This is a genomic window from Rathayibacter sp. VKM Ac-2928, from assembly GCF_022815545.1.
Lineage (GTDB): Bacteria > Actinomycetota > Actinomycetes > Actinomycetales > Microbacteriaceae > Rathayibacter > Rathayibacter festucae.
On sequence record NZ_JALGRU010000002.1, the window covers coordinates 596,747 to 616,603 of the forward strand.

Here is a 19,857-nt window from a genome sequence, read left to right on the forward strand (position 1 = left end):
GGAGTAGCGTCTCAGGATTCGTGCGTTCGCATGCGAATGGCCTCCAGAGACGTCCGCACCGCCGCGTCGAGCGCCGCCCGGTCGCCGCCCTGCAGGCCCGCGGCGTAGCCGGCGAGGAACGTCGTCAGCGGAGCGGCCGGCCGCACCACGCCGTGCGCCGCGTCGCCGGCCAGGGAGAGCAGGGCGTCGCGCTCGACCGGAACGTCGGCGAGCCCGAGGGCGGCGCTCAGCTCGTCCCACCAGGCGGCGAGCAGTGCGGCGGTGTCCTCGCGGGCGTCCGGGGCGGAGGAAGGGGTCGCGTTCGTGTCGTGGGTCACGCGTTCAGTCTGCGCCCGGTTCGGATTCTGCGCCCCGCGCGCTCTCCGCGCCCGGCACGGCGATGCCGTGGCGGCGGGCGTCGGCGCGGTCGTCGACGTCCGCGGTCGATCCGGCCGGCACCTCGACGAGCCGCACGGCCAGCCCCGCCAGGAGTGCGCGGACGGAGGCGCCGTCGACCGCGGGGAGCCGGGTCACGGCGGCGGTCAGTGCGGCTCGGCGGTGCAGACCCAGCAGGAGCTGTGCGCGGCCGTCCCCGTCGACGGCGAGCAGGGCGTCGGTCGCGGGATCGGCGGAGGCGGCGTCCGCCAGCAGTCGGTCGAGCGCGGGGGCCGGATCGACCAGGTCGGCCGCGAGCACGGCGATCCAGCCGGCCGCGTCGTCCCGCGCGAGCAGGGGCAGCGCCGCCGCGAGACCGGCGACCGGTCCGCCGAACGCGGGCCGCTCCTGGACGAGGAGCGCCGCTCCGACTCCGCCGCGGAGCTCCGGCGGTCCCGCGACCACGACGCGCCGGGAGCCGGCGACAGCGGCCAGGGCGTGCGCGAGCAGCGTCGAGCCGCCGTGCTCGAGCAGCGGCTTGGCCGCGCCGCCGAGGCGCTCGCCGCGTCCGCCGGCGAGGACGACGGCGTCGAACGAGGGAGTGCGGGGGCGGCCGGTCACGGCCTCGAGGCTACGGGAGGCGGCGGCTCCGGCGACCCGCGTCCGGTGTCGGAGGTCGCGGCTACTCTTGTCGGGTGGTAGCAGCCCTGTATCGCCGGTACCGGCCGGAGACGTTCGCCGAGATGATCGGCCAGTCCCAGGTGACCGATCCGCTCATGACGGCGCTGCGCACCAACCGCGTCAATCACGCCTACCTCTTCAGCGGTCCGCGCGGCTGCGGCAAGACGACCTCGGCGCGCATCCTCGCCCGCTGCCTCAACTGCGCCCAGGGCCCGACGGACACCCCGTGCGGCGTCTGCGACAGCTGTGTCGAGCTCAGCCGCGACGGCCAGGGCTCGCTCGACGTCGTCGAGATCGACGCCGCGAGCCACAACGGCGTCGACGACGCGCGCGACCTGCGCGAGCGGGCGATCTTCGCCCCGGCCCGCGACCGCTTCAAGATCTTCATCCTCGACGAGGCGCACATGGTGACGCCGCAGGGCTTCAACGCGCTGCTCAAGATCGTCGAGGAGCCGCCGGAGCACGTGAAGTTCATCTTCGCGACGACCGAGCCCGACAAGGTCATCGGCACGATCCGCTCGCGCACCCACCACTACCCGTTCCGGCTCGTCCCGCCGGCGCAGATGCTCGACTACACGCAGGAGCTCTGCGAGCGCGAGAAGGTCAGCGTCGCCGCGGGCGTGCTCCCGCTGGTCGTCCGCGCCGGCGGCGGCTCGGTCCGCGACACCCTCTCGCTCCTCGACCAGCTGATGGCCGGCTCCGAGGACGAGACGGTCGAGTACGAGCGCGCGGTCGCCCTGCTCGGCTACACCCACGGCGCGCTGCTCGACGAGGTCGTCGACGCGCTCGCCGAGCACGACTCCGCCGAGGCGTTCGGCGCCGTCGACCGGGTCATCCAGACCGGTCAGGACCCGCGCCGCTTCGTCGAGGACCTGCTCGAGAAGCTCCGCGACCTCATCGTCGTCGCCGCCACCGGCGGCGCGGCCTCCGCAGTCCTGCGCGGCGTCTCCCAGGACGAGCTCGACCGGATGGCCGGCCAGTCGCGCGCCCTCGGGCTCGGCGAGCTCTCCCGCATCGCCGACATCGTCAACGATGCGCTCACCGAGATGACGGGCGCGACCTCGCCGCGGCTGCACCTCGAGCTGATGATCGCGCGCACGCTGGTGCACGGCTCCGGCGCGGCGGCCGCCCCGGCGTCCGTCGTGGTACCGGCGCCGTCGCAGGCCGCCCCGGCGTCGACGCGGCCTTCCGCCGACTCGCGTGCTCCGGAGCCGCGCGCGCCCGAGTCCCGTGCCGCCGCCTCCCGCGCACCCGGGACCCGCGCGCCCGAGTCGCGCATGCCGGAGCCGCACCTCCCGTCGCACGCCGCGACGCCGGAGTCGGTGCCGGACTCGATCGCGGCGGCCCCGCGCGTCGAGGCCCCGGTCGTCTCCGCGGCGTCGGTCGAGGCCGGCTCCGGCACGGCCGCGGCGCCCGACGCCGTCCCGAGCGCCGCCGCCGACTCGACTCCCGCTGATTCGACTCCCGCCGACGCGACTCCGGCCGGCACCGCGGCTCCGCGCCCGGCCGCGCCCGCCGCAGCGCCCCACCCCTCCGCGGCCGACGAGCCCGGCGGTGTCACCCTGCAGCGGATGAAGGACAGCTGGCCCGAGATCCTCGAGGTCGTGCAGAAGGCCCGGATGACGGCCTGGCTCGTCGCCTACACCGCGCAGGTGCGGGCGCTGAAGGACGACGTCCTCACGCTCTCCTTCCCGAGCCAGAACGACGTCGACTCGTTCAAGATGGCCGGCAGCGCCGGTCAGCCCGGCGTCAGCGAGCACCTGCGCCAGGCGATCCAGCAGGTCCTCGGCCTCCGGGTGAAGTACATCGCCCGCGTCGAGCCCCGCGCGACCGCGCCCGAGGCCGAGCGCGCCGCCGTCGAGGCGACCCCGCCGCCCGCCGCCGAGCAGTCCGCCGCGCAGCAGCCCGCGGCGGCGACCGCCCCCAGCCACCCCGACGAGTGGGCGACGGTCGCCATCCCGGCCGACCCGGCCCCCGCCGAGGTCGCCGCCGAGCCCGCGATCGAGACGGTCGTCGCTCCCGAGCCGTCCGACGTGCCGGTCCTCGCCCCATCGCCGCGCTCAGCCCCGGTCGTCCCGGCGGAGGAGCCCCCGGTCCGCCCGGCAGCCGCGTCGACCGGCCCCTCGGACGACGAGCCGCCGTTCGACGAGGAGCCGCCCGAGGAGGACATGCCGCCGGTCGAGCCGCCGATGCCCGACTCCTGGGCGACCGTCGCGCCCCCCGGCGAGCCGTCCGCACCACCGGCGCCCGTCGCTCCCGCGCCCGTCCGTGCCCGCGAGCGGCCCGAGCCGGCGCCCCGCCCGGTGACCCGCACCACCCGCTCGGCCACGGCCGACGGGCGCCAGCGCTACGGCGAGGCCGTGGTGCGCGAGATCCTCGGCGCCCAGTTCATCGAGGAGCAGCCGCACGTCCCCCGCGGTCCGCGGGTGACCGGCGCATGACCGTCGCCCCGCTCCTCGCTCCCGCACTCCTCACCACAGAATCCGCATCCCGAGAGGAGGCGACCGCATGTACGAAGGAATCGTCCAGGAGCTGATCGACGAGCTCGGCCGGCTCCCCGGCATCGGCCCGAAGTCGGCCCAGCGCATCGCGTTCCACATCCTGCAGACCGAGACGTTCGACGTCACGCGTCTCGCCGAGATCCTGCTGGAGCTGCGCAACCGCGTGCACTTCTGCGACATCTGCGGCAACGTCGCGGAGGAGGCGACCTGCGGCATCTGCCGCGACCCGCGCCGCAGCCGCGCCGTCATCTGCGTCGTCGAGGAGGCGAAGGACGTCCCCGCCATCGAGCGCACCCGCGAGTTCCGCGGCCTCTACCACGTGCTCGGCGGCGCGATCAGCCCGATCGACGGCATCGGCCCCGACCAGCTCCGGATCCGCCAGCTGCTGCAGCGCCTGGCCGACGGCGAGGTCCAGGAGGTCATCATCGCGACCGACCCCAACCTCGAGGGCGAGGCGACCGCGACCTACCTCTCCCGCATGCTGAGCACCCTCGGCATCCGCATCACCCGCCTCGCCTCCGGCCTCCCCGTCGGCGGCGACCTCGAGTACGCCGACGAGATCACCCTCGGCCGCGCCTTCGAGGGCCGCCGCCTCGTCGAGAACTGACGCGGACCCGCCGGTCGGGCCCGCCGCCGCAACATGACCCCTCGCGCATGCGCCCGCCGGTAGACTCCTGCGTCGGGTCGCCACGGCCCGAGCCACTGACCCGGGAGTAGCGCGTGAGCCTGATCGTCCAGAAGTTCGGCGGGTCCTCCGTCGCCGACGCGGAGAGCATCAAGCGGGTCGCGAAGCGCATCGTCGCGACGAAGCAGGCGGGCAACGACGTGGTCGTCGCCGTCTCCGCGATGGGCGACACCACCGACGACCTGCTCGAGCTGGCCCACCAGGTCACGCCGATCCCCGCGCCCCGCGAGCTCGACATGCTGCTCTCCTCCGGCGAGCGGATCTCGATGGCGCTGCTCGCCATGGCGATCAAGAGCATGGGCTACGACGCCCGCTCCTTCACCGGCAGCCAGGCCGGCATGATCACCGACGCCCAGCACGGCGCCGCCCGCATCGTCGACATCACCCCGGTCCGCCTGCGCGCCGCGCTGGACGAGAACGCGGTCGTCATCGTCGCCGGCTTCCAGGGCTTCAACCGCGACACCAAGGACATCACCACCCTCGGCCGCGGCGGCTCGGACACCACCGCGGTCGCGCTCGCCGCCGGCCTCGGCGCCGACACCTGCGAGATCTACACCGACGTCGACGGCGTCTTCACCGCCGACCCGCGGGTGGTCAAGAAGGCCCGCAAGCTCGACCGCATCTCCAGCGAGGAGATGCTCGAGCTCGCCGCCGCCGGCGCGAAGGTCCTGCACATCCGCGCCGTCGAGTTCGCCCGCCGCCACGGCGTCACCCTGCACGTGCGCTCGTCGTTCAGCCCCAATGAGGGCACCATCGTCTACAACGCCGTGCCCGGCGAGGACGCCCCCGGAAGCACCGAGAAGAATGGACAGCCCGTGGAAGAGCCGATCATCGCCGGAGTCGCCGCCGATCTCAACGAGGCCAAGATCACCGTCGTCGGGGTGCCCGACATCCCGGGCAAGGCCGCGCAGATCTTCACGATCGTCGCGAAGACCGGGTCGAACATCGACATGATCGTGCAGAACGTCTCCGCCGCCGCGACCGGCCGCACCGACATCTCCTTCACGCTGCCCAAGGCCGACGGCCAGACCGTCCTCACGGCGCTGAACGCCGAGAAGGACGAGGTCGGCTTCGAGTCGCTGCAGTACGACGACCAGATCGCCAAGCTCGCGCTCGTCGGCGCCGGCATGCGCACCAACGCGGGCGTCTCGGCCAAGCTCTTCCGCTCGCTCTACGAGGCGGGGATCAACATCGAGATGATCTCCACGAGCGAGATCCGCATCTCGGTCGTGACCCGCGCCGACACGGTGAACGACGCCCTCCGCGTCGTGCACACCGCCTTCGGCCTCGACGCCGAGGACGAGGCCGTCGTCTACGCCGGCACCGGGCGCTGACCGCCGAACGCCCTCGCGATCCCGCCGATCGCACCCTCCGGCCCCATCGACTCCGCCGTCGTTCGGTACCGTCTCCGGGGAGCCCGCCCCGGCCCTCCCGCCAGCACCCCTTCGTGCCGCTCCTCCCGCGAGCGGCCCACGGACGAAAGAGCCCAGCATGAGCAGCACCCCCCTCCACGTCGGAGTCGTCGGAGCCACCGGCCAGGTCGGCACCGTCATGCGCCGCCTCCTCGAGGAGCGCGACTTCCCGATCGCGTCGATCCGCTTCTTCGCGACCGCCCGCTCGGCCGGCACGACCCTGCCGTTCCGCGGCGAGGACATCGTCGTCGAGGACACCGAGACCGCCGACCCCTCGGGGCTCGACATCGCGCTGTTCTCGGCCGGAGCGACGGGGTCGCGTGCGCAGGCACCGCGCTTCGCCGCCGCGGGCGCCGTCGTCATCGACAACTCCAGCGCCTGGCGGATGGACCCCGAGGTGCCGCTGGTCGTCAGCGAGGTGAACCCGCACGCGATCGAGCAGGCCGTGAAGGGCATCATCGCGAACCCGAACTGCACCACGATGGCCGCGATGCCGATCCTCAAGGTCCTCGACCAGGAGGCCGGGCTCACCCGCCTCATCGTCAGCACCTACCAGGCCGTCTCCGGCAGCGGCCTCGCCGGCGCGAACGAGCTGGCCGGCCAGGTCCGCGCCGCCGTCGCCGACGAGCACCTGCTCGACCTCGTGCACGACGGCTCGGCGGTCGCCTTCCCGGCGCCGGACAAGTACGTCGCGCCGATCGCCTTCGACGTCATCCCGTTCGCCGGCAGCCTCGTCGAGGACGGCCTGAACGAGACCGACGAGGAGAAGAAGCTCCGCAACGAGAGCCGCAAGATCCTCGAGCTCCCCGGCCTGCTGGTCTCGGGGACCTGCGTGCGCGTGCCGGTCTTCACCGGCCACTCGCTCTCGGTGAACGTCGAGTTCTCGGCGCCGCTCAGCCCCGAGCGCGCCCGCGAGCTGCTCTCCGACGCCCCCGGAGTCGCGCTGCGCGAGGTCCCGACCCCGCTCGAGGCCGCCGGCAGCGACCCGAGCTACGTCGGCCGCATCCGCGCCGACGAGGGCGCCCCCGAGGGCCGCGGCCTCGCCCTCTTCATCAGCAACGACAACCTCCGCAAGGGCGCGGCGCTCAACGCCGTCCAGATCGCCGAGCTGATCGCGGCGAAGCAGCCCGTCGCCTGACCCGGCGCGGATCTCGATACGCCCTCTGCGAGGGCTGCTCGATCAGCATGGAGCGCCGCCTGCGCGCCGCGGCGCCCGCCTGCTGGTCGAGTAGCCGCGGAGCGGCGTATCGAGACCCACCCGCCCGAGCAGCGGCCGCCGCCGCCGCCCGCCGACGGGAAAAGCCGTCAATTTGATGGGGGAGCGGCCCCCCTGCCCGCCTCCCGCCCGGCGCCCGACGGTAAACTCGACTCTCGTGAACTCCTCGGAACCGGTCGACGTCGCCCTCATCGGTGGGGGCATCATGAGTGCCACCCTCGGTGCACTCCTCACCAAGCTCCAGCCCGACTGGACCATCGCCGCCTACGAGCGCCTCGGCGACGTGGCGCAGGAGTCGTCGAACCCCTGGAACAACGCGGGCACGGGCCACGCCGCCCTCTGCGAGCTGAACTACATGCCCGAGGCGGCCGACGGCTCCGTCGACCCCGCCAAGGCGATCCAGATCAACGAGCAGTTCCAGATCTCGCGCCAGTTCTGGTCGAGCCTGGTCGAGGCCGGTGACATCCGCGAGCCCTCGAGCTTCATCAACTCCGCTCCGCACATGACCTTCGTGCACGGCGAGGCCAACGTCGAGTACCTCCGCAAGCGCTACGAGGCGCTGAAGGACCAGCCGCTCTTCGCCGGCATGGAGTTCACCGAGAGCACGAAGACCATCCACGAGTGGGCGCCGCTGCTGATGGAGCAGCGCCCCGCCGGCGGTGGACCCTACGCCGCGACGCGCATCCCGGCCGGTACCGACGTCGACTTCGGCGCGCTCACCCACCAGCTCTTCGACCACGTCGTCGCGCACGGCGGCACGCTCGACACCGGCCACGAGGTCACCGGCATCACCCGGCAGAAGGACGGCACCTGGCGCCTGGACCTCAAGCAGAAGGTCGGCGGCACGCCCAAGAAGGTCGTCGCCCGCTTCGTCTTCGTCGGCGCCGGCGGCGGGGCCCTGCACCTGCTGCAGAAGTCCGGCATCCCCGAGATCAAGGGCTTCGGCGGCTTCCCCATCTCGGGGCAGTTCCTCCGGACCGACAACCCGGCGATCGTCGCCCGGCACCAGGCGAAGGTCTACGGCAAGGCCGCCGTCGGCGCCCCGCCGATGTCGGTCCCGCACCTCGACACCCGCGTCGTCGACGGCCAGGCCTCGCTGCTGTTCGGCCCGTACGCCGGCTTCACCCCCAAGTTCCTCAAGCGCGGTTCCTGGCTCGACCTGCCGCTGTCGATCCGCCCGCACAACATCGGCCCGATGCTCGCCGTCGCCCGCGACAACCTCGACCTGATGAAGTACCTGCTCGGCGAGGTGCTGGCCGGTCGCGACAAGAAGATGAAGGCGCTGCGCGAGTTCCTGCCCACCGCCCGCTCCGAGGACTGGTACCTGATCACCGCCGGCCAGCGCGTCCAGGTGATGAAGAAGGACGAGAAGAAGGGCGGCGTGCTGCAGTTCGGCACCGAGGTCATCACCGGGGCGGACGGCACGATCGCCGGTCTGCTGGGCGCCTCGCCCGGCGCCTCGACGGCGGTGCCGATCATGCTGGACATCGTCAAGCGCTGCTTCCCCGACCGGATGAAGGCCTGGGAGCCGCGGATCCGCTCGCTCGTCCCCAGCTACGGCTCGACGCTCAACGACGCCCCGGAGACGGCCGAGCGCACCGTCGCCGCCACCTCGGAGGCGCTCGCGCTCCGCGCCTCCGTCTGAGCACCGAGGGCGCGAAGCCGCATGTTGATCGAGTAGCCCGCGCAGCGGGCGTATCGAGATCCACCTTCGTCAGAAGAAGGTTCTGCAGACCCGACCTGCTGAGGACGGAGGATCTCGATACGCCGCTTCGCGGCTACTCGACCAGCATGACTCCACCGAAACGTTCGAACACATGTTCTAATGGACGCATGAGGTGGAGCGGACAGGCGATCGGCGCGGCGGACGAGGCCGCGCTCCCGGGCCTGGTGAAGCTCACTGAGCTGGTCCGCACCGTCCGCACCCCCGAGTTCGACGGCATCACCTTCTACGAGGTGCTCGCCAAGTCGGCGCTGAACCGGGTGCACTCCTCGTCGAAGATGCCGTTCGGCTGGACGATCAACCCGATGCGCGGCTGCACTCACGCCTGCACCTACTGCTTCGCCCGGCCCACCCACGAGTACCTCGAGTTCGACGGCGGGCGCGACTTCGACTCGCAGATCGTCGTCAAGGTGAACGTCGCCGAGGTGCTCACCCGGGAGCTCGCCCGGCCGAGCTGGGAGCGGCACCCCGTCGCGCTCGGCACCAACACCGACCCGTACCAGCGGGCGGAGGGCCGCTACCGGCTGATGCCCGGCATCATCGCCGCGCTGGCCGCCTCCGGCACCCCGATCTCGATCCTGACCAAGGGCTCGCTGCTCCGGCGCGACCTGCCGCTGCTGCGCGAGGCCGCCGAGCACGTGCCCGTCGACCTCGGCGTCTCGATCGCGGTCTTCGACGAGGATCTGCAGCGCTCGATCGAGCCCGGCGCTCCGTCCGCCGCGGCCCGGCTGGCGACCGTCACGGCCGCCCGGGAGGCGGGCTTCGAGTGCTCGGTCTTCCTGATGCCGATCCTGCCGTTCCTCACCGACACCCGCGCCCACCTGGACGCCTCGCTCCGCGCCTGCCGCGAGGCGGGGGCGAGCACGATCATGTACTCGACCCTCTACCTCAAGCCCGGAGTCAAGGAGTGGTTCCTGCAGTGGCTCGCGCAGGAGCACCCCGAGCTGCTCGACCGCTACCGCTCCCTCTACCCCGGGCGCTCCGCCTACGCGCCCGCCGAGTACCGCCGCTGGCTGTCCGCCCGGATCCGCCCGCTGATGCGCGACCACCGGCTGGAGGAGGGGGAGGCCGACCCGGCGACCGGCTCGATGCGCTCCTCCGCGCTAGGGCCGACCGCGCGCGGCGCCTCGGCGCTGCCCTCGCTCGGTGTGCTGCGGACCCTGGGCGGCGAGCACGGCCGCCCGCAGGACGGCGATGAGCCGGCCCGGCACGCCGGTCTCCGCGGCGGCGGTCTGATCCTCCGCGAGCTGGGCGAGGACGGCGCCTCTCTGCTGCCCGGGGTGGGCCAGCCGACGCTGTTCTGAGAGGGCCGCGGAGGCGATCCGGCCCGCGGCTAGGATCGTCGCATGCTCCCTCGCCCCGGTGAGCCGACGTCCGGCTCCTCCGCCCGGGCCGCAGAGTCCCGGTCCGTCGAGACCCGGTCCGCTGAGTCCCGGTCCGCCGAGACCCCCTCCGCCGACGGCGGCGCGCGACCGGTCCGGCTCGGCATCCTCGACGACCACGAGCTGCTCCTGGACAGCATGAGCAGCTGGATCGCCGCCAACGCCCCGGACTTCGAGCTCGTCGTGAGCGCCGGCACCTGGATGGAGCTGGTCACCAGCACGGTGTTCCCGACGCAGGTCGTCCTGATGGACTTCGAGCTGAGCGAGCCGATCTCGATCGAGGCGCGGATCCGCACCTGCCGTGCCGCGGGCGCGACCGTGATCGTCCTCGCCGAGCGCGAGGACGATGAGATCCGCGAGCGCTCGCTGCGGGCCGGCGCCGCCCGGCACCTCACGAAGGCGCAGTCGATGCAGGACGTCATGGAGGCGGCGCGCTCGGCGATGGCGATGCGCTCCACCGCGGGGTCCGCCGCGCAGTGGCGCCCGCTGCCGATCGGGGTGGCCGCGCAGCAGCGTCCGCGCCTGAGCGCGGGGGAACTGGAGGCGCTGCGCCACTACGTCGCCGGCGCCAGCACTCCCGAGGTCGCCGCGAGGATGAACGTCCAGTTCGAGACGGCGAAGACCTATCTGCGCCGCGTCCGGCAGAAGTACGCCAAGATCGGCCGCCCGGCCAGCCGGCGCGCCGACCTGATCCGGCGGGCGGCGGAGGACGGCCTCCTCGAGTGACCGGCACGACCGCCGACGGCACGACGACCACCACGACCACCACGACCACGACGACCACGAGGACCGCGCCGGGCGCGGCCCGCGGGCACCGCCCGCCCACGAGCAGAGACAGGACCTGATGGCGAAGCTCTACTTCCGCTACGGCGCGATGAACAGCGGCAAGAGCACCTCGCTCCTGCAGGCCGCGCACAACTACGAGGAGCGCGGGCACCGGGTGCTGCTCGCGAAACCGGCCGTCGACACCAAGGGCGACGAGCTCATCGTGTCCCGCCTCGGCGTGACCCGTCCGGTGGACATCCTGTTCGAGCCCGACGGCGATCCGGTCGCCGTCTTCTCCGCCGCGCGCGCCCGCGTGCTCGCCGAGACGAGCCGCGACGTCAGCGCACTGCTCGTCGACGAGGCGCAGTTCCTGCCGGAGTCGCACGTCGACGATCTGCTCCGGATCGCGATCCTGGAGAACGTCCCCGTCCTCGCCTACGGCATCCGGACCGACTTCCGGACCGCCGCGTTCCCCGGAAGCAGGCGGCTCCTCGAGATCGCGCACAGCCTCGAGGAGCTGAAGACGATCTGCCGCTGCGGGCGGAAGGCGATCTTCAACGGTCGGGTGGTCGACGGCCGATTCGTCTTCGACGGCGACCAGGTCGCCATCGACGGGGCCGAGGTCACCTACGAGTCGCTCTGCGGCTCGTGCTATCTGCAGGAGAGCCGCGGACGCCTGCGCGGCTAGCAGTGTCGAGCAGTGCTCATCGGGCGTGACCCGAATGAAACAGGGAAGTGGGTAGCCTTGCGGGCGTGACATCACCGGAAACGCACGCAGGCCTTCCGACGCAGCACGCGAGACCGGGGGGTTCGATGGCTTCGCAGGAGACTCCGCCGAAGCGCCGCCCGTCCTGGGAGCAGGACTACCGCCGGCGCCTCCTCGCCACCGACGTCGTCGCGATCCTCGTCTCGGTCTTCGGCACGCAGCTGTTCTGGTTCGATCTCGACCTGAACTCCGACGTGGGCTTCAACAATCCCGTCGACATCGCCGTCAGCTACACCTGGGTGTCCGTCGTGCTCTCGATCGGCTGGCTCCTCGCCCTGCAGGTCTTCGACACCCGCGACCGCCGCATCGTCGGCACCGGCTACGTCGAGTACCGGCGGATCGTCGACGCCTCCATCTGGCTGTTCGGCATCGTCGCGATCATCGCCTACCTCCTGCAGATCCTGCTGGCGCGCGGCTACATCATCACGGCGTTCCCCGCCGGGATCCTGCTGATCTGCGTCGGCCGTCTGGTCTGGCGCTCCTGGCTGACCCGCCAGCGCAAGGTCGGCCGCTTCTCCAGCCAGGTCGTCCTGCTCGGCTCCCGCGCGAGCGTGCTGCACACCGCACGCGAGCTCCGGCGCGGCACCGAGGCCGGCTACAAGCTGGTCGGCGCGGTCTCCACCTCCGTCGGCGGCGCCGAGGCGCTCACGAGCGAGGCCGAGCTGGCGGGCCTCTCGCTGCACGGCTTCTCCGGGATCGACGGCGTGCGCGCCGTGATGGACGCGACCGGTGCCGACACCGTCGTCGTCACGAGCTCCGACGAGCTGGCCCCGCAGCGCATCCGCGAGCTCAGCTGGACGCTCGAGCCCGGCCGCGAGCACCTCGTCGTGGCGCCGAGCCTCACCGACATCGGCGGCCCGCGCATCCACACCCGGCCGGTCGCCGGCCTGCCGCTGATCCACGTCGAGACCCCGCGCTTCGACGGCCGCCAGCGCTTCGCGAAGCGGCTCTTCGACATCGCCGCGTCGACGATGCTGATCATCCTCAGCGCTCCCGTGCTGATCGTCGTCGCGGTGCTGGTGAAGACGACCAGCCCGGGCCCGATCCTGTTCCGCCAGGAGCGCATCGGGCTGAACGGCTCGACCTTCGAGATGCTCAAGTTCCGCTCGATGGTGGTCGACGCCGAGGCGCGCCTCGCCGAGCTCGCCGCCCAGCAGCGCGACGAGGGCAACAGCATCCTCTTCAAGATGGCCAAGGACCCCCGGGTCACCAAGGTCGGCACCGTCCTCCGCCGCTTCAGCCTCGACGAGCTGCCGCAGTTCCTCAACGTCTTCCGCGGCGACATGTCGCTGATCGGCCCCCGCCCGCCGCTGGCGCGCGAGGTGGAGCAGTACGAGGAGCACGTGCACCGCCGCTTCCTGATGAAGCCCGGCATCACCGGCCTCTGGCAGGTGAGCGGCCGCTCCAACCTGTCGTGGGAGGACACCGTCCGCCTCGACCTCTACTACGTGGAGAACTGGTCGATGACCGGCGACATCGTCATCCTCTTCAAGACTGCTCGCGCGGTCCTGGCGCGGGACGGGGCGTATTGAGCTCCTCCGTGCAGACGGGTGCCGACCAGCCCGGTGACGAGCGATCCGGACCGCGCAGCATGTCGCTGGCGATCCTCGAGGTCCCGTTCCGCGTCGAGTTCGGGCCCGGACTGTCCGACGAGGACGTCGCGCGGATCCGGAGCAGCTGGCGCTCCTGCGCCGCCGCCGACAGCGCCGACGCGCGCGTGATCTCCGCCGAGGTGTCGCTCCCCGGCTCGGTCCCGCCGGGCGGCGTCCGGGTCGTCTCGCACTCCGTCGCGCAGCTCGAGGAGTCGCTCACGTCGACGCTCACGCTCGAGGCCATCGGTGAGCGCCGCGGCGACCTCCTGATGCTGCACGCCTGCGGCGTCGCCGCCGACGACGGCCGCGTGCTCGCGTTCGTGGCCGCCTCCGGCACCGGCAAGACGACCGCCTCGCGGGTGCTGGGGGAGCGCTTCGGCTACGTGACCGACGAGACGGTCGCCGTCACTCCCGACGGCACTGTGCTGCCCTATCCGAAGCCGCTGTCGGTGAAGCCCGCGACCGGCAGCGCGCCGAAGGCCCAGCTCTCGCCGGTCGACCTCGGTCTGCGCCCCGTTCCGCAGGCGCCGCTCGTGCTGGCCGGGATCGTCCTGCTCGAGCGCCGTGACGGCGTCGACGTGCCCCGCCTCGAGCAGGTCGAGCCGACCGTGGCGATCGACGCCCTGGTGCCCCAGACCTCCTACCTCGCCGCCCGGCCCAGGGCACTCTCGGCGCTGGTCCGCACGATCGCCTCGGTCGGTGGCGCGAATCGACTGGTCTACTCCGAGGCGGCGGACGTGCTCGATCTCGTCGACGGTCTGCTCGCCGCTCCGGCCGAGCCGGCGCCGGCGGTCTGGCACGACGTCGTCGCGCTTCCGCTGGAGGCGGAGGACGCGGCCGCCGGCGGCTCCCTGCGCCGCGCGGAGGTCGACGACGCGCTGGCGCTGCCCAGCGGCGAGCTTCTCGTCTTCCGCCAGAACACGGTGATCCGGCTCGCCGGGATCGGGCCGGTCCTCTGGCGCTCCGCGGCCGGCTGCGCCGATCTGCCCGACCTCGTCGCCGCGGTGCTGGCCGAGCTCGGCGGACCGCCGGAGGGGATCGACGCCTCGGCCGCGGTGTCCGCCGCCGTCGACGAGCTGCTCGGGCTCGGCGTGATCGCGAGAGCGACTCCGCTCCAGCCCACCCCGGAAGGGGTGCACGTCTGACGGTCCCCGAAACGGGGCCGATACACCGGCGTGCAATGATTCTGAAGCCCGTCTCCGGCAGTCGCCGATCGGTCCGGACCAGTGAAGGAACTTGACACTGTGGAACTTAGAGACGTCCTCCGACTTCTCCGCGATCACTGGATCGCCCTCGTCGCAGCCGTGCTCCTGGGCACCCTCGTCGCCTACGGCTGGTCGCTGACCCAGAAGCCGCGCTACGCCGCGGAGGCGCAGGGCCTCGTCTCGGCGGCCGTCGCCGATGCCGGGGGAGACCCGAGCCAGGCGATCTACCTGCGCCAGATCGCGGACTCCGTCGCGAAGTCGAGCACCCTCACCTACGTCCCGATCGCGAAGTCGCGGAACGTCGCCGAGATCGTCATCGGGAACCTCGGGCTCGACGTGACGGCGGAGTCGCTGATCACCGCCGTCCAGGTCACTCCCGATCCGGAGTCGCCGATCCTCAACGTCCGCGCGACGGCGTCCACCCCGGAGGGCGCCCGCACCCTCGCCGACGCCTGGATCGACGCGATCGCCGTCCGCATCCAGCAGGTGAACCAGGAGTCGGGAGCGGGCGACACCGTCAGCCTCTCCGGCGTCCAGTCCGCCGCTCTGCCGTCCTCCCCGGAGTTCCCGAACGTGCGCCTGGTGCTCGGCGTCGGCGCGCTGGCCGGCCTCGTGCTGGGCCTCGTCTACGCCTTCGTCCGCAACACCCTCGACCGCCGCATCCGCACCGCCGAGGTGGTGGAGCGGCTGTTCGACCTCCCGGTCGTCGGCACGCTCCCCGTCGACAAGCGCCTGAACGAGACCAACCGCATCGTGCCCGAGGCGGACACGACCGACTACGTGAAGTCCGACGGCAAGCACGCGCTCGCCGAGGCGCTGCGCGAGCTGCGCACGAACCTGCAGTTCATGAACGTCGACAGCCCGCCGCGGATCATCGTCGTGACCAGCCCGCTGCCCTCCGACGGCAAGTCGACCGTGACCGCGAACCTCGCGGTGACGCTCGCCGCCTCCGGTCAGCGCACGGTCGTCGTGGACGGCGACCTCCGCAAGCCCACCGTCGCGAAGTCCTTCGGCCTCGTCCCCGGGGTCGGCCTCACCGACCTGCTGATCGGCAAGGCCGAGCTGCAGGACGTGCTCCAGCCCTGGGGTCCCTCCGGCAACCTCTGGATCCTCGGTGCGGGCTCGATCCCGCCGAACCCGAGCGAGCTGCTCGGCTCGAACGGCATGGACATGCTCCTGCACGAGATCGCCCGCGAGGCCATCGTGCTCGTGGACGCCCCGCCGCTGCTGCCCGTGACCGACGGCGCGATCCTCACCGCCCGCACCGACGGCGCCCTCGTGGTCATCTCGGCCGGCCGGACGACGACCGACGAGCTCGGCAAGGCGATCCAGAACCTCGAGCGCGTCAGCGGCCACACCCTCGGCGTCATCCTCAACCGCGTTCCCCCGCGGGGCCAGGTCGGCCGCGGCTACGGCTACTACTACACGAGCTACTACGGCTCGCAGAAGTCGGGCGCGCGTCCGGACGCGGCAGCCGCTCCGGCTCCTGCCCCGGCCCCCAGCGCGGTCTGAGCGGCCACGGATGACGTTCCCGGGGGACGACGGCCTGCGGCGCGCCCGGCGCGGGTGGCGCCCCGGTGAGGCGGCCTCGACGCCCGCCGCTCCGGTCTTCACCGTCCTCTCGGTCTGCACCGGCAACATCTGCCGCTCGCCGATGGCGGAGCAGCTCCTGCGGGCGCAGCTGGGCGACCTCACCGCACCGAGCGGAGCGGCGCTCCTCGCCTTCCGCAGCGCGGGCGTGCAGACGCGGGACGGCTACCCGATGGAGCCGACCTCCGCTCGCCTGTCCGCCGAGCTCGGCGGCGACCCGTCCGGCCACCTCAGCGCGAAGCTCTCCGACGCCCTCGCGGGCGAGGCGGACCTGATGCTCGCGATGACCCGCGACCACCTCGTCGACGCGTCGCGGAGCCACCCGCCGCTCCTGCTGCGCGGCTTCACCCTGCGCGAGTTCGCCCGCGTGCTCCCGTTCGTCCTCGCCGAGGTGCCGATCCCCGCGGTCGAGGACCCCGCCGCTCGACTGCGCTCGGTGGTGCGGCTCGCCGCGGCGAACCGGGGCCGGGCGCCCCGCGGCGAGGGCGACGACATCGACGATCCGATCGGCCGCAGCGAGAGCACGCACGTCCGCGTCGCTCAGGAGATCGCCGCGGCCGTCCACGACATCTCCCGGGATCTGAGAGCATTGGCGCGGAGCTGACCTCGCGCGTGCCGCGCGGGCTCCCTCCGCTCCACCCGTTCCTCCCTCCTGCAGTCGCCGACGCGACATCGACCCGCCTACGATTCGGAGAAATCCCGTGAAGCTTTCTGTCATTGGTTGCGGCTACCTCGGAGCCGTCCACGCCGCCGCGATGGCCGAGCTCGGCCACGACGTCATCGGCATCGACGTGGACCCCGCGAAGATCGAGGCGCTCTCCGCCGGCACCGCTCCGTTCTTCGAGCCCGGTCTGCCCGAGCTGCTCTCCTCGGGCGTGGCCTCCGGCCGCCTCCGCTTCTCGACCGACACGGCCGACGCCGCCGACGCCGCCGTGCACTTCATCGCGGTGGGAACGCCGCAGAAGAAGGGCGAGAACGCGGCCGACATGACCTACGTCGACGCCGCGATCGACGGCATCCTGCCGCTGCTGACGGCGGACTCGCTCGTCGTTGGCAAGTCGACCGTCCCGGTCGGCACCGCCGCGCGACTCGCCGAGCGGATCGCCGCCAGCGGCGCGACGCTCGCCTGGAACCCCGAGTTCCTCCGCGAGGGCTTCGCCGTCGAGGACACGATCAGCCCCGACCGCCTGGTCTACGGCGTGCCCGCGGGCGCGGCCGGCGAGGCCGCCAAGGCGACCCTCGACGAGGTCTACGCGACGGCGCTGGCCGCCGAGACGCCGCTCGTGGTCACCGACTACGCGACCGCGGAGCTGGTCAAGGTCTCGGCGAACGCCTTCCTCGCCACCAAGATCTCGTTCATCAACGCCATCGCCGAGATCGCGGAGGTCACCGGCGCCGACGTCACGCAGCTCGCCGACGCCATCGGCTACGACGTCCGCATCGGCCGCCGCTTCCTGAACGCCGGCATCGGCTTCGGCGGCGGCTGCCTGCCCAAGGACATCCGCGCCTTCTCGGCCCGCGCGGACGAGCTCGGCGTGGGCGACTCGGTCGCCTTCCTCAAGGAGGTCGACGCGATCAACCTGCGCCGCCGCCAGCGCGTGGTCGACCTCGTCACCGAGGGCCTCGGCGGCTCGGTCGAGGGCAGGAAGATCGCCGTTCTCGGCCTCGCGTTCAAGCCGGAGTCGGACGACGTCCGCGACTCGCCGTCGCTCGACGTCGCGACCCGCTTCCACGACCTCGGCGCCGACGTGGTCGCGACCGACCCCGAGGCGATCGAGAACGCGCGCCGCCGCTACCCCGACATCACCTACACGACCGACATCGACGAGGCCCTGCGCGGTGCCGACGCCGTCGTGGTCGTCACCGAGTGGAAGCAGTTCCGCGCGATCGACCCCGTCGCCGCGGGCGAGAAGGTGGCCGGGAAGCTCGTGGTCGACGGCCGCAACTGCCTCGACCAGGACGCCTGGCGCGCCGCCGGCTGGGAGTACCGCGGCCTCGGCCGCTGATCCACGGCGATCGACGGCCGCCCGCTGACCGGCGGCCGCTCCGTTCCACCCGGGGGATCGACCCCTGTCACGCCGGAGGGCGGCGGAGCGGGACACGTGCGCGAGCGCGGTTCCGCTCCGCCGCCCTCCGGCGTCGTCGTGCCGGGAGTCGTCGGCGCAGGACGACGCCGAGGACCGCGCCGATCGCGGCGCCCGCGGTGTTCGCCAGCACGTCGTGCACGTCCGCGTGGCGCTGGGGCAGCAGCAGGAGCTGCACGGTCTCCACGGCGGCGCTGGTCGCCGCGCCGAGCAGGACGGCGAGCCACGCCCGGTGCCGGCGGAGGTGCAGCGCCGCGAGCAGTCCGAGCGGGACGAAGAGCAGCACGTTCGCCGTCGCCTCGATCCCGCCGTAGCCGAGGAGCCCGAGGCTCTGGGCGCGGGGCTGCGCGAGGACCTGCTTCAGCTCGCCGGCGTGCCCGCCGTCGACCGGTGTCGGCCAGAAGACCACGGTGGCCAGGACCAGCGCGTAGGCGAGGGCGACGACGACGGTGAGCCGGGTCGGGGGTCGAGGCACGGTTCTCGTCTCGGCGAGGGTCGCTGCGGCGACGGGAGGGAGCGCGTCGTCAGCGACGGCGAGAGCGCTCCAGTCTTCCCGGCTGCGTCGGGCTCCGAGGGCCCTGGCGTCGGAACATCGGCGCTCTGGCGCCGCCCTGTCCGTCCGCACCGCGGCGTAGCCCTGTCCGTCCGCACCGCGGAACGACGAAGCCCGGCCGGATCATCGATCCTGGCCGGGCTTCTCACCGGTCGGGGTAGCGGGATTCGAACCCACGACCTCCTCGTCCCGAACGAGGCGCGCTACCAAGCTGCGCCACACCCCGGTGGACTCTTCGCGGTGAACCGCTCACGAGCCTCGTCAATAGTAGCCGATTTCCGCGGCGGTGTCGGACACCGGTCGCGGCGCCTCGCGCGGGACTCCTCGAGCGGGACCGCTCAGGCCACCGGCTCGAGCGTCAGCAGGCTGACCTCGGGGCGGCAGGCGAAGCGCACCGGCGCGTAGATCGAGGTGCCCACTCCGGCGGAGACGTTGAGGAAGGAGCTGTGCAGGCCGTTGTCCCAGGTGGAGAAGCCGGACACCTTGTCGCGGGGGATGTCGCAGTTGGTCACCAGTGCGCCGAAGCCGGGCACGCAGACCTGACCGCCGTGGGTGTGGCCCGCGAGGATCACCTCCGCCCCCCGCGCGACGAAGTCGTCCAGGACGCGCTGGTAGGGCGCGTGCGCGACGCCGATGCTCACGCCGGCCGGCTCCTCGGCAGAGGCCCGCAGCTCGTCCACGGCGCCCGCCACGAGGTCGATGCGGTCCAGGCCGATGTGCGGGTCGTCGACGCCGAAGAGCTCGACGCGGGTGCCGCGGACGGTGAGGGCGTGCGCCGTGTTGTTGAGGTCCTGCCAGCCGAGCTCCTCCGTGAAGAATCCGGTCAGCGCTGCGGTGTCGAGGTCGCTGGCGTTGCGCGCGGGGTTCTTCGACGGGCCGCGGAAGTAGCGCAGCGGGTTCTTCACCCGGGGTCCGAAGTAGTCGTTCGAGCCGTGGACGAAGACGCCGGGCACGCCGGCGAAGGGCTCGAGTGCGCGGCGGATGCCGAGGACGCCGTCGCGGTGCCCGAGGTTGTCGCCGGTGCCCACGACGAGGTCGGGGGCCAGGGCGGTGAGCGAGCGCAGCCAGTCCTGCTTCTTCGTCTGCCACGGCGCCATGTGCAGGTCGGAGAAGTGCAGGATCCGGAGCGGTGCGGAGCCCGCGGGCAGGACGGGCACCGACTCGTGGCGGACCGTGAACATCGTCCGCTCGACGGTGATGCCCCAGACGGCGGCGGCGCTCCCGACGGCGGCGACGGCCGCGAGGGCCGTGGTGAGGGGGCGAGCGCTGCTGCGTCCGGTCATGGATCCTTCTCTCGTCGGGGCGGGGCTGCGGGAGCGGCCGCGTACAGTCTGCCCGACCCGGCCCG

General features: G+C 72.7%; 17 protein-coding genes and 1 tRNA gene. 13 read left to right on the forward strand and 5 right to left on the reverse strand.

What is annotated here, in order from left to right; all coding sequences use genetic code 11:
• Positions 1-11: 11 nt before the first annotated feature.
• The gene (locus MT350_RS10280) at positions 12-317 is read right to left on the reverse strand and encodes a DUF6457 domain-containing protein (protein WP_207901812.1); all 306 of its coding nucleotides are present in this window, start codon (positions 315-317) and stop codon (positions 12-14) included.
• Between the two features lie 4 nt (positions 318-321).
• Positions 322-975 (reverse strand): molybdenum cofactor guanylyltransferase, encoded by a 654-nt coding sequence (locus MT350_RS10285; RefSeq protein ID WP_243615864.1) that lies wholly within the window; start codon positions 973-975, stop codon positions 322-324.
• Between the two features lie 74 nt (positions 976-1,049).
• Between MT350_RS10285 and MT350_RS10290 the strand changes: the two genes are divergently transcribed.
• The 13 genes from MT350_RS10290 (at position 1,050) to MT350_RS10350 (ending at position 17,878) form a co-directional block, all read left to right on the forward strand.
• Positions 1,050-3,476, forward strand: coding sequence for a DNA polymerase III subunit gamma and tau (locus MT350_RS10290; RefSeq protein WP_308197473.1), 2,427 nt, complete (start codon positions 1,050-1,052; stop codon positions 3,474-3,476).
• A gap of 67 nt (positions 3,477-3,543) precedes the next feature.
• Positions 3,544-4,143, forward strand: coding sequence for a recombination mediator RecR (gene recR, locus MT350_RS10295; protein ID WP_123447702.1), 600 nt, complete (start codon positions 3,544-3,546; stop codon positions 4,141-4,143).
• A gap of 113 nt (positions 4,144-4,256) precedes the next feature.
• Positions 4,257-5,555 carry an aspartate kinase gene (locus MT350_RS10300; RefSeq protein WP_123447701.1) on the forward strand — a complete coding sequence of 433 codons (1,299 nt, stop codon included), beginning with the start codon at positions 4,257-4,259 and terminating at the stop codon, positions 5,553-5,555.
• A gap of 157 nt (positions 5,556-5,712) precedes the next feature.
• Positions 5,713-6,771: an aspartate-semialdehyde dehydrogenase gene (locus tag MT350_RS10305; RefSeq protein ID WP_243615866.1), complete on the forward strand. Its 1,059-nt coding sequence runs from the start codon at positions 5,713-5,715 to the stop codon at positions 6,769-6,771.
• 175 nt (positions 6,772-6,946) lie between these two features.
• Positions 6,947-8,494 carry a malate:quinone oxidoreductase gene (locus tag MT350_RS10310; RefSeq protein WP_279391994.1) on the forward strand — a complete coding sequence of 516 codons (1,548 nt, stop codon included), beginning with the start codon at positions 6,947-6,949 and terminating at the stop codon, positions 8,492-8,494.
• A 188-nt stretch (positions 8,495-8,682) separates the two neighbouring features.
• Positions 8,683-9,876: an Rv2578c family radical SAM protein gene (locus tag MT350_RS10315; protein ID WP_243615867.1), complete on the forward strand. Its 1,194-nt coding sequence runs from the start codon at positions 8,683-8,685 to the stop codon at positions 9,874-9,876.
• 42 nt (positions 9,877-9,918) lie between these two features.
• On the forward strand, positions 9,919-10,680 hold the full coding sequence (locus MT350_RS10320) for a response regulator transcription factor (RefSeq protein ID WP_123737557.1): 762 nt from the start codon (positions 9,919-9,921) through the stop codon (positions 10,678-10,680).
• Positions 10,681-10,798: 118 nt separating this feature from the next.
• Complete coding sequence (locus MT350_RS10325; protein ID WP_243598438.1) at positions 10,799-11,407, forward strand: thymidine kinase; 609 nt, start codon at positions 10,799-10,801, stop codon at positions 11,405-11,407.
• A 125-nt stretch (positions 11,408-11,532) separates the two neighbouring features.
• Entirely contained in the window at positions 11,533-13,017 is a 1,485-nt protein-coding gene (locus MT350_RS10330; protein ID WP_123737558.1) for a sugar transferase, read from the forward strand.
• Positions 13,014-14,222 (forward strand): hypothetical protein, encoded by a 1,209-nt coding sequence (locus tag MT350_RS10335; RefSeq protein ID WP_243615868.1) that lies wholly within the window; start codon positions 13,014-13,016, stop codon positions 14,220-14,222. Before MT350_RS10330 ends, MT350_RS10335 begins: the two co-directional genes overlap by 4 nt.
• 99 nt (positions 14,223-14,321) lie before the next feature.
• A complete protein-coding gene (locus tag MT350_RS20455; RefSeq protein WP_185020496.1) occupies positions 14,322-15,794 on the forward strand; it encodes a polysaccharide biosynthesis tyrosine autokinase in 1,473 nt (490 codons plus the stop codon).
• A gap of 10 nt (positions 15,795-15,804) precedes the next feature.
• A complete protein-coding gene (locus MT350_RS10345; RefSeq protein WP_123737561.1) occupies positions 15,805-16,476 on the forward strand; it encodes a low molecular weight phosphatase family protein in 672 nt (223 codons plus the stop codon).
• Positions 16,477-16,573: 97 nt separating this feature from the next.
• Positions 16,574-17,878 carry a UDP-glucose/GDP-mannose dehydrogenase family protein gene (locus tag MT350_RS10350; RefSeq protein WP_123733618.1) on the forward strand — a complete coding sequence of 435 codons (1,305 nt, stop codon included), beginning with the start codon at positions 16,574-16,576 and terminating at the stop codon, positions 17,876-17,878.
• A 67-nt stretch (positions 17,879-17,945) separates the two neighbouring features.
• On the opposite strand, the gene MT350_RS10355 is transcribed toward MT350_RS10350, so the two are convergent.
• The 3 genes from MT350_RS10355 to MT350_RS10365 form a co-directional block, all read right to left on the reverse strand.
• A complete protein-coding gene (locus MT350_RS10355; RefSeq protein WP_243615869.1) occupies positions 17,946-18,431 on the reverse strand; it encodes a VanZ family protein in 486 nt (161 codons plus the stop codon).
• A gap of 230 nt (positions 18,432-18,661) precedes the next feature.
• Positions 18,662-18,735 (reverse strand) — tRNA-Pro (locus tag MT350_RS10360).
• A gap of 112 nt (positions 18,736-18,847) precedes the next feature.
• Positions 18,848-19,792, reverse strand: coding sequence for a metallophosphoesterase (locus MT350_RS10365; protein ID WP_243615870.1), 945 nt, complete (start codon positions 19,790-19,792; stop codon positions 18,848-18,850).
• Positions 19,793-19,857 lie beyond the last annotated feature (65 nt).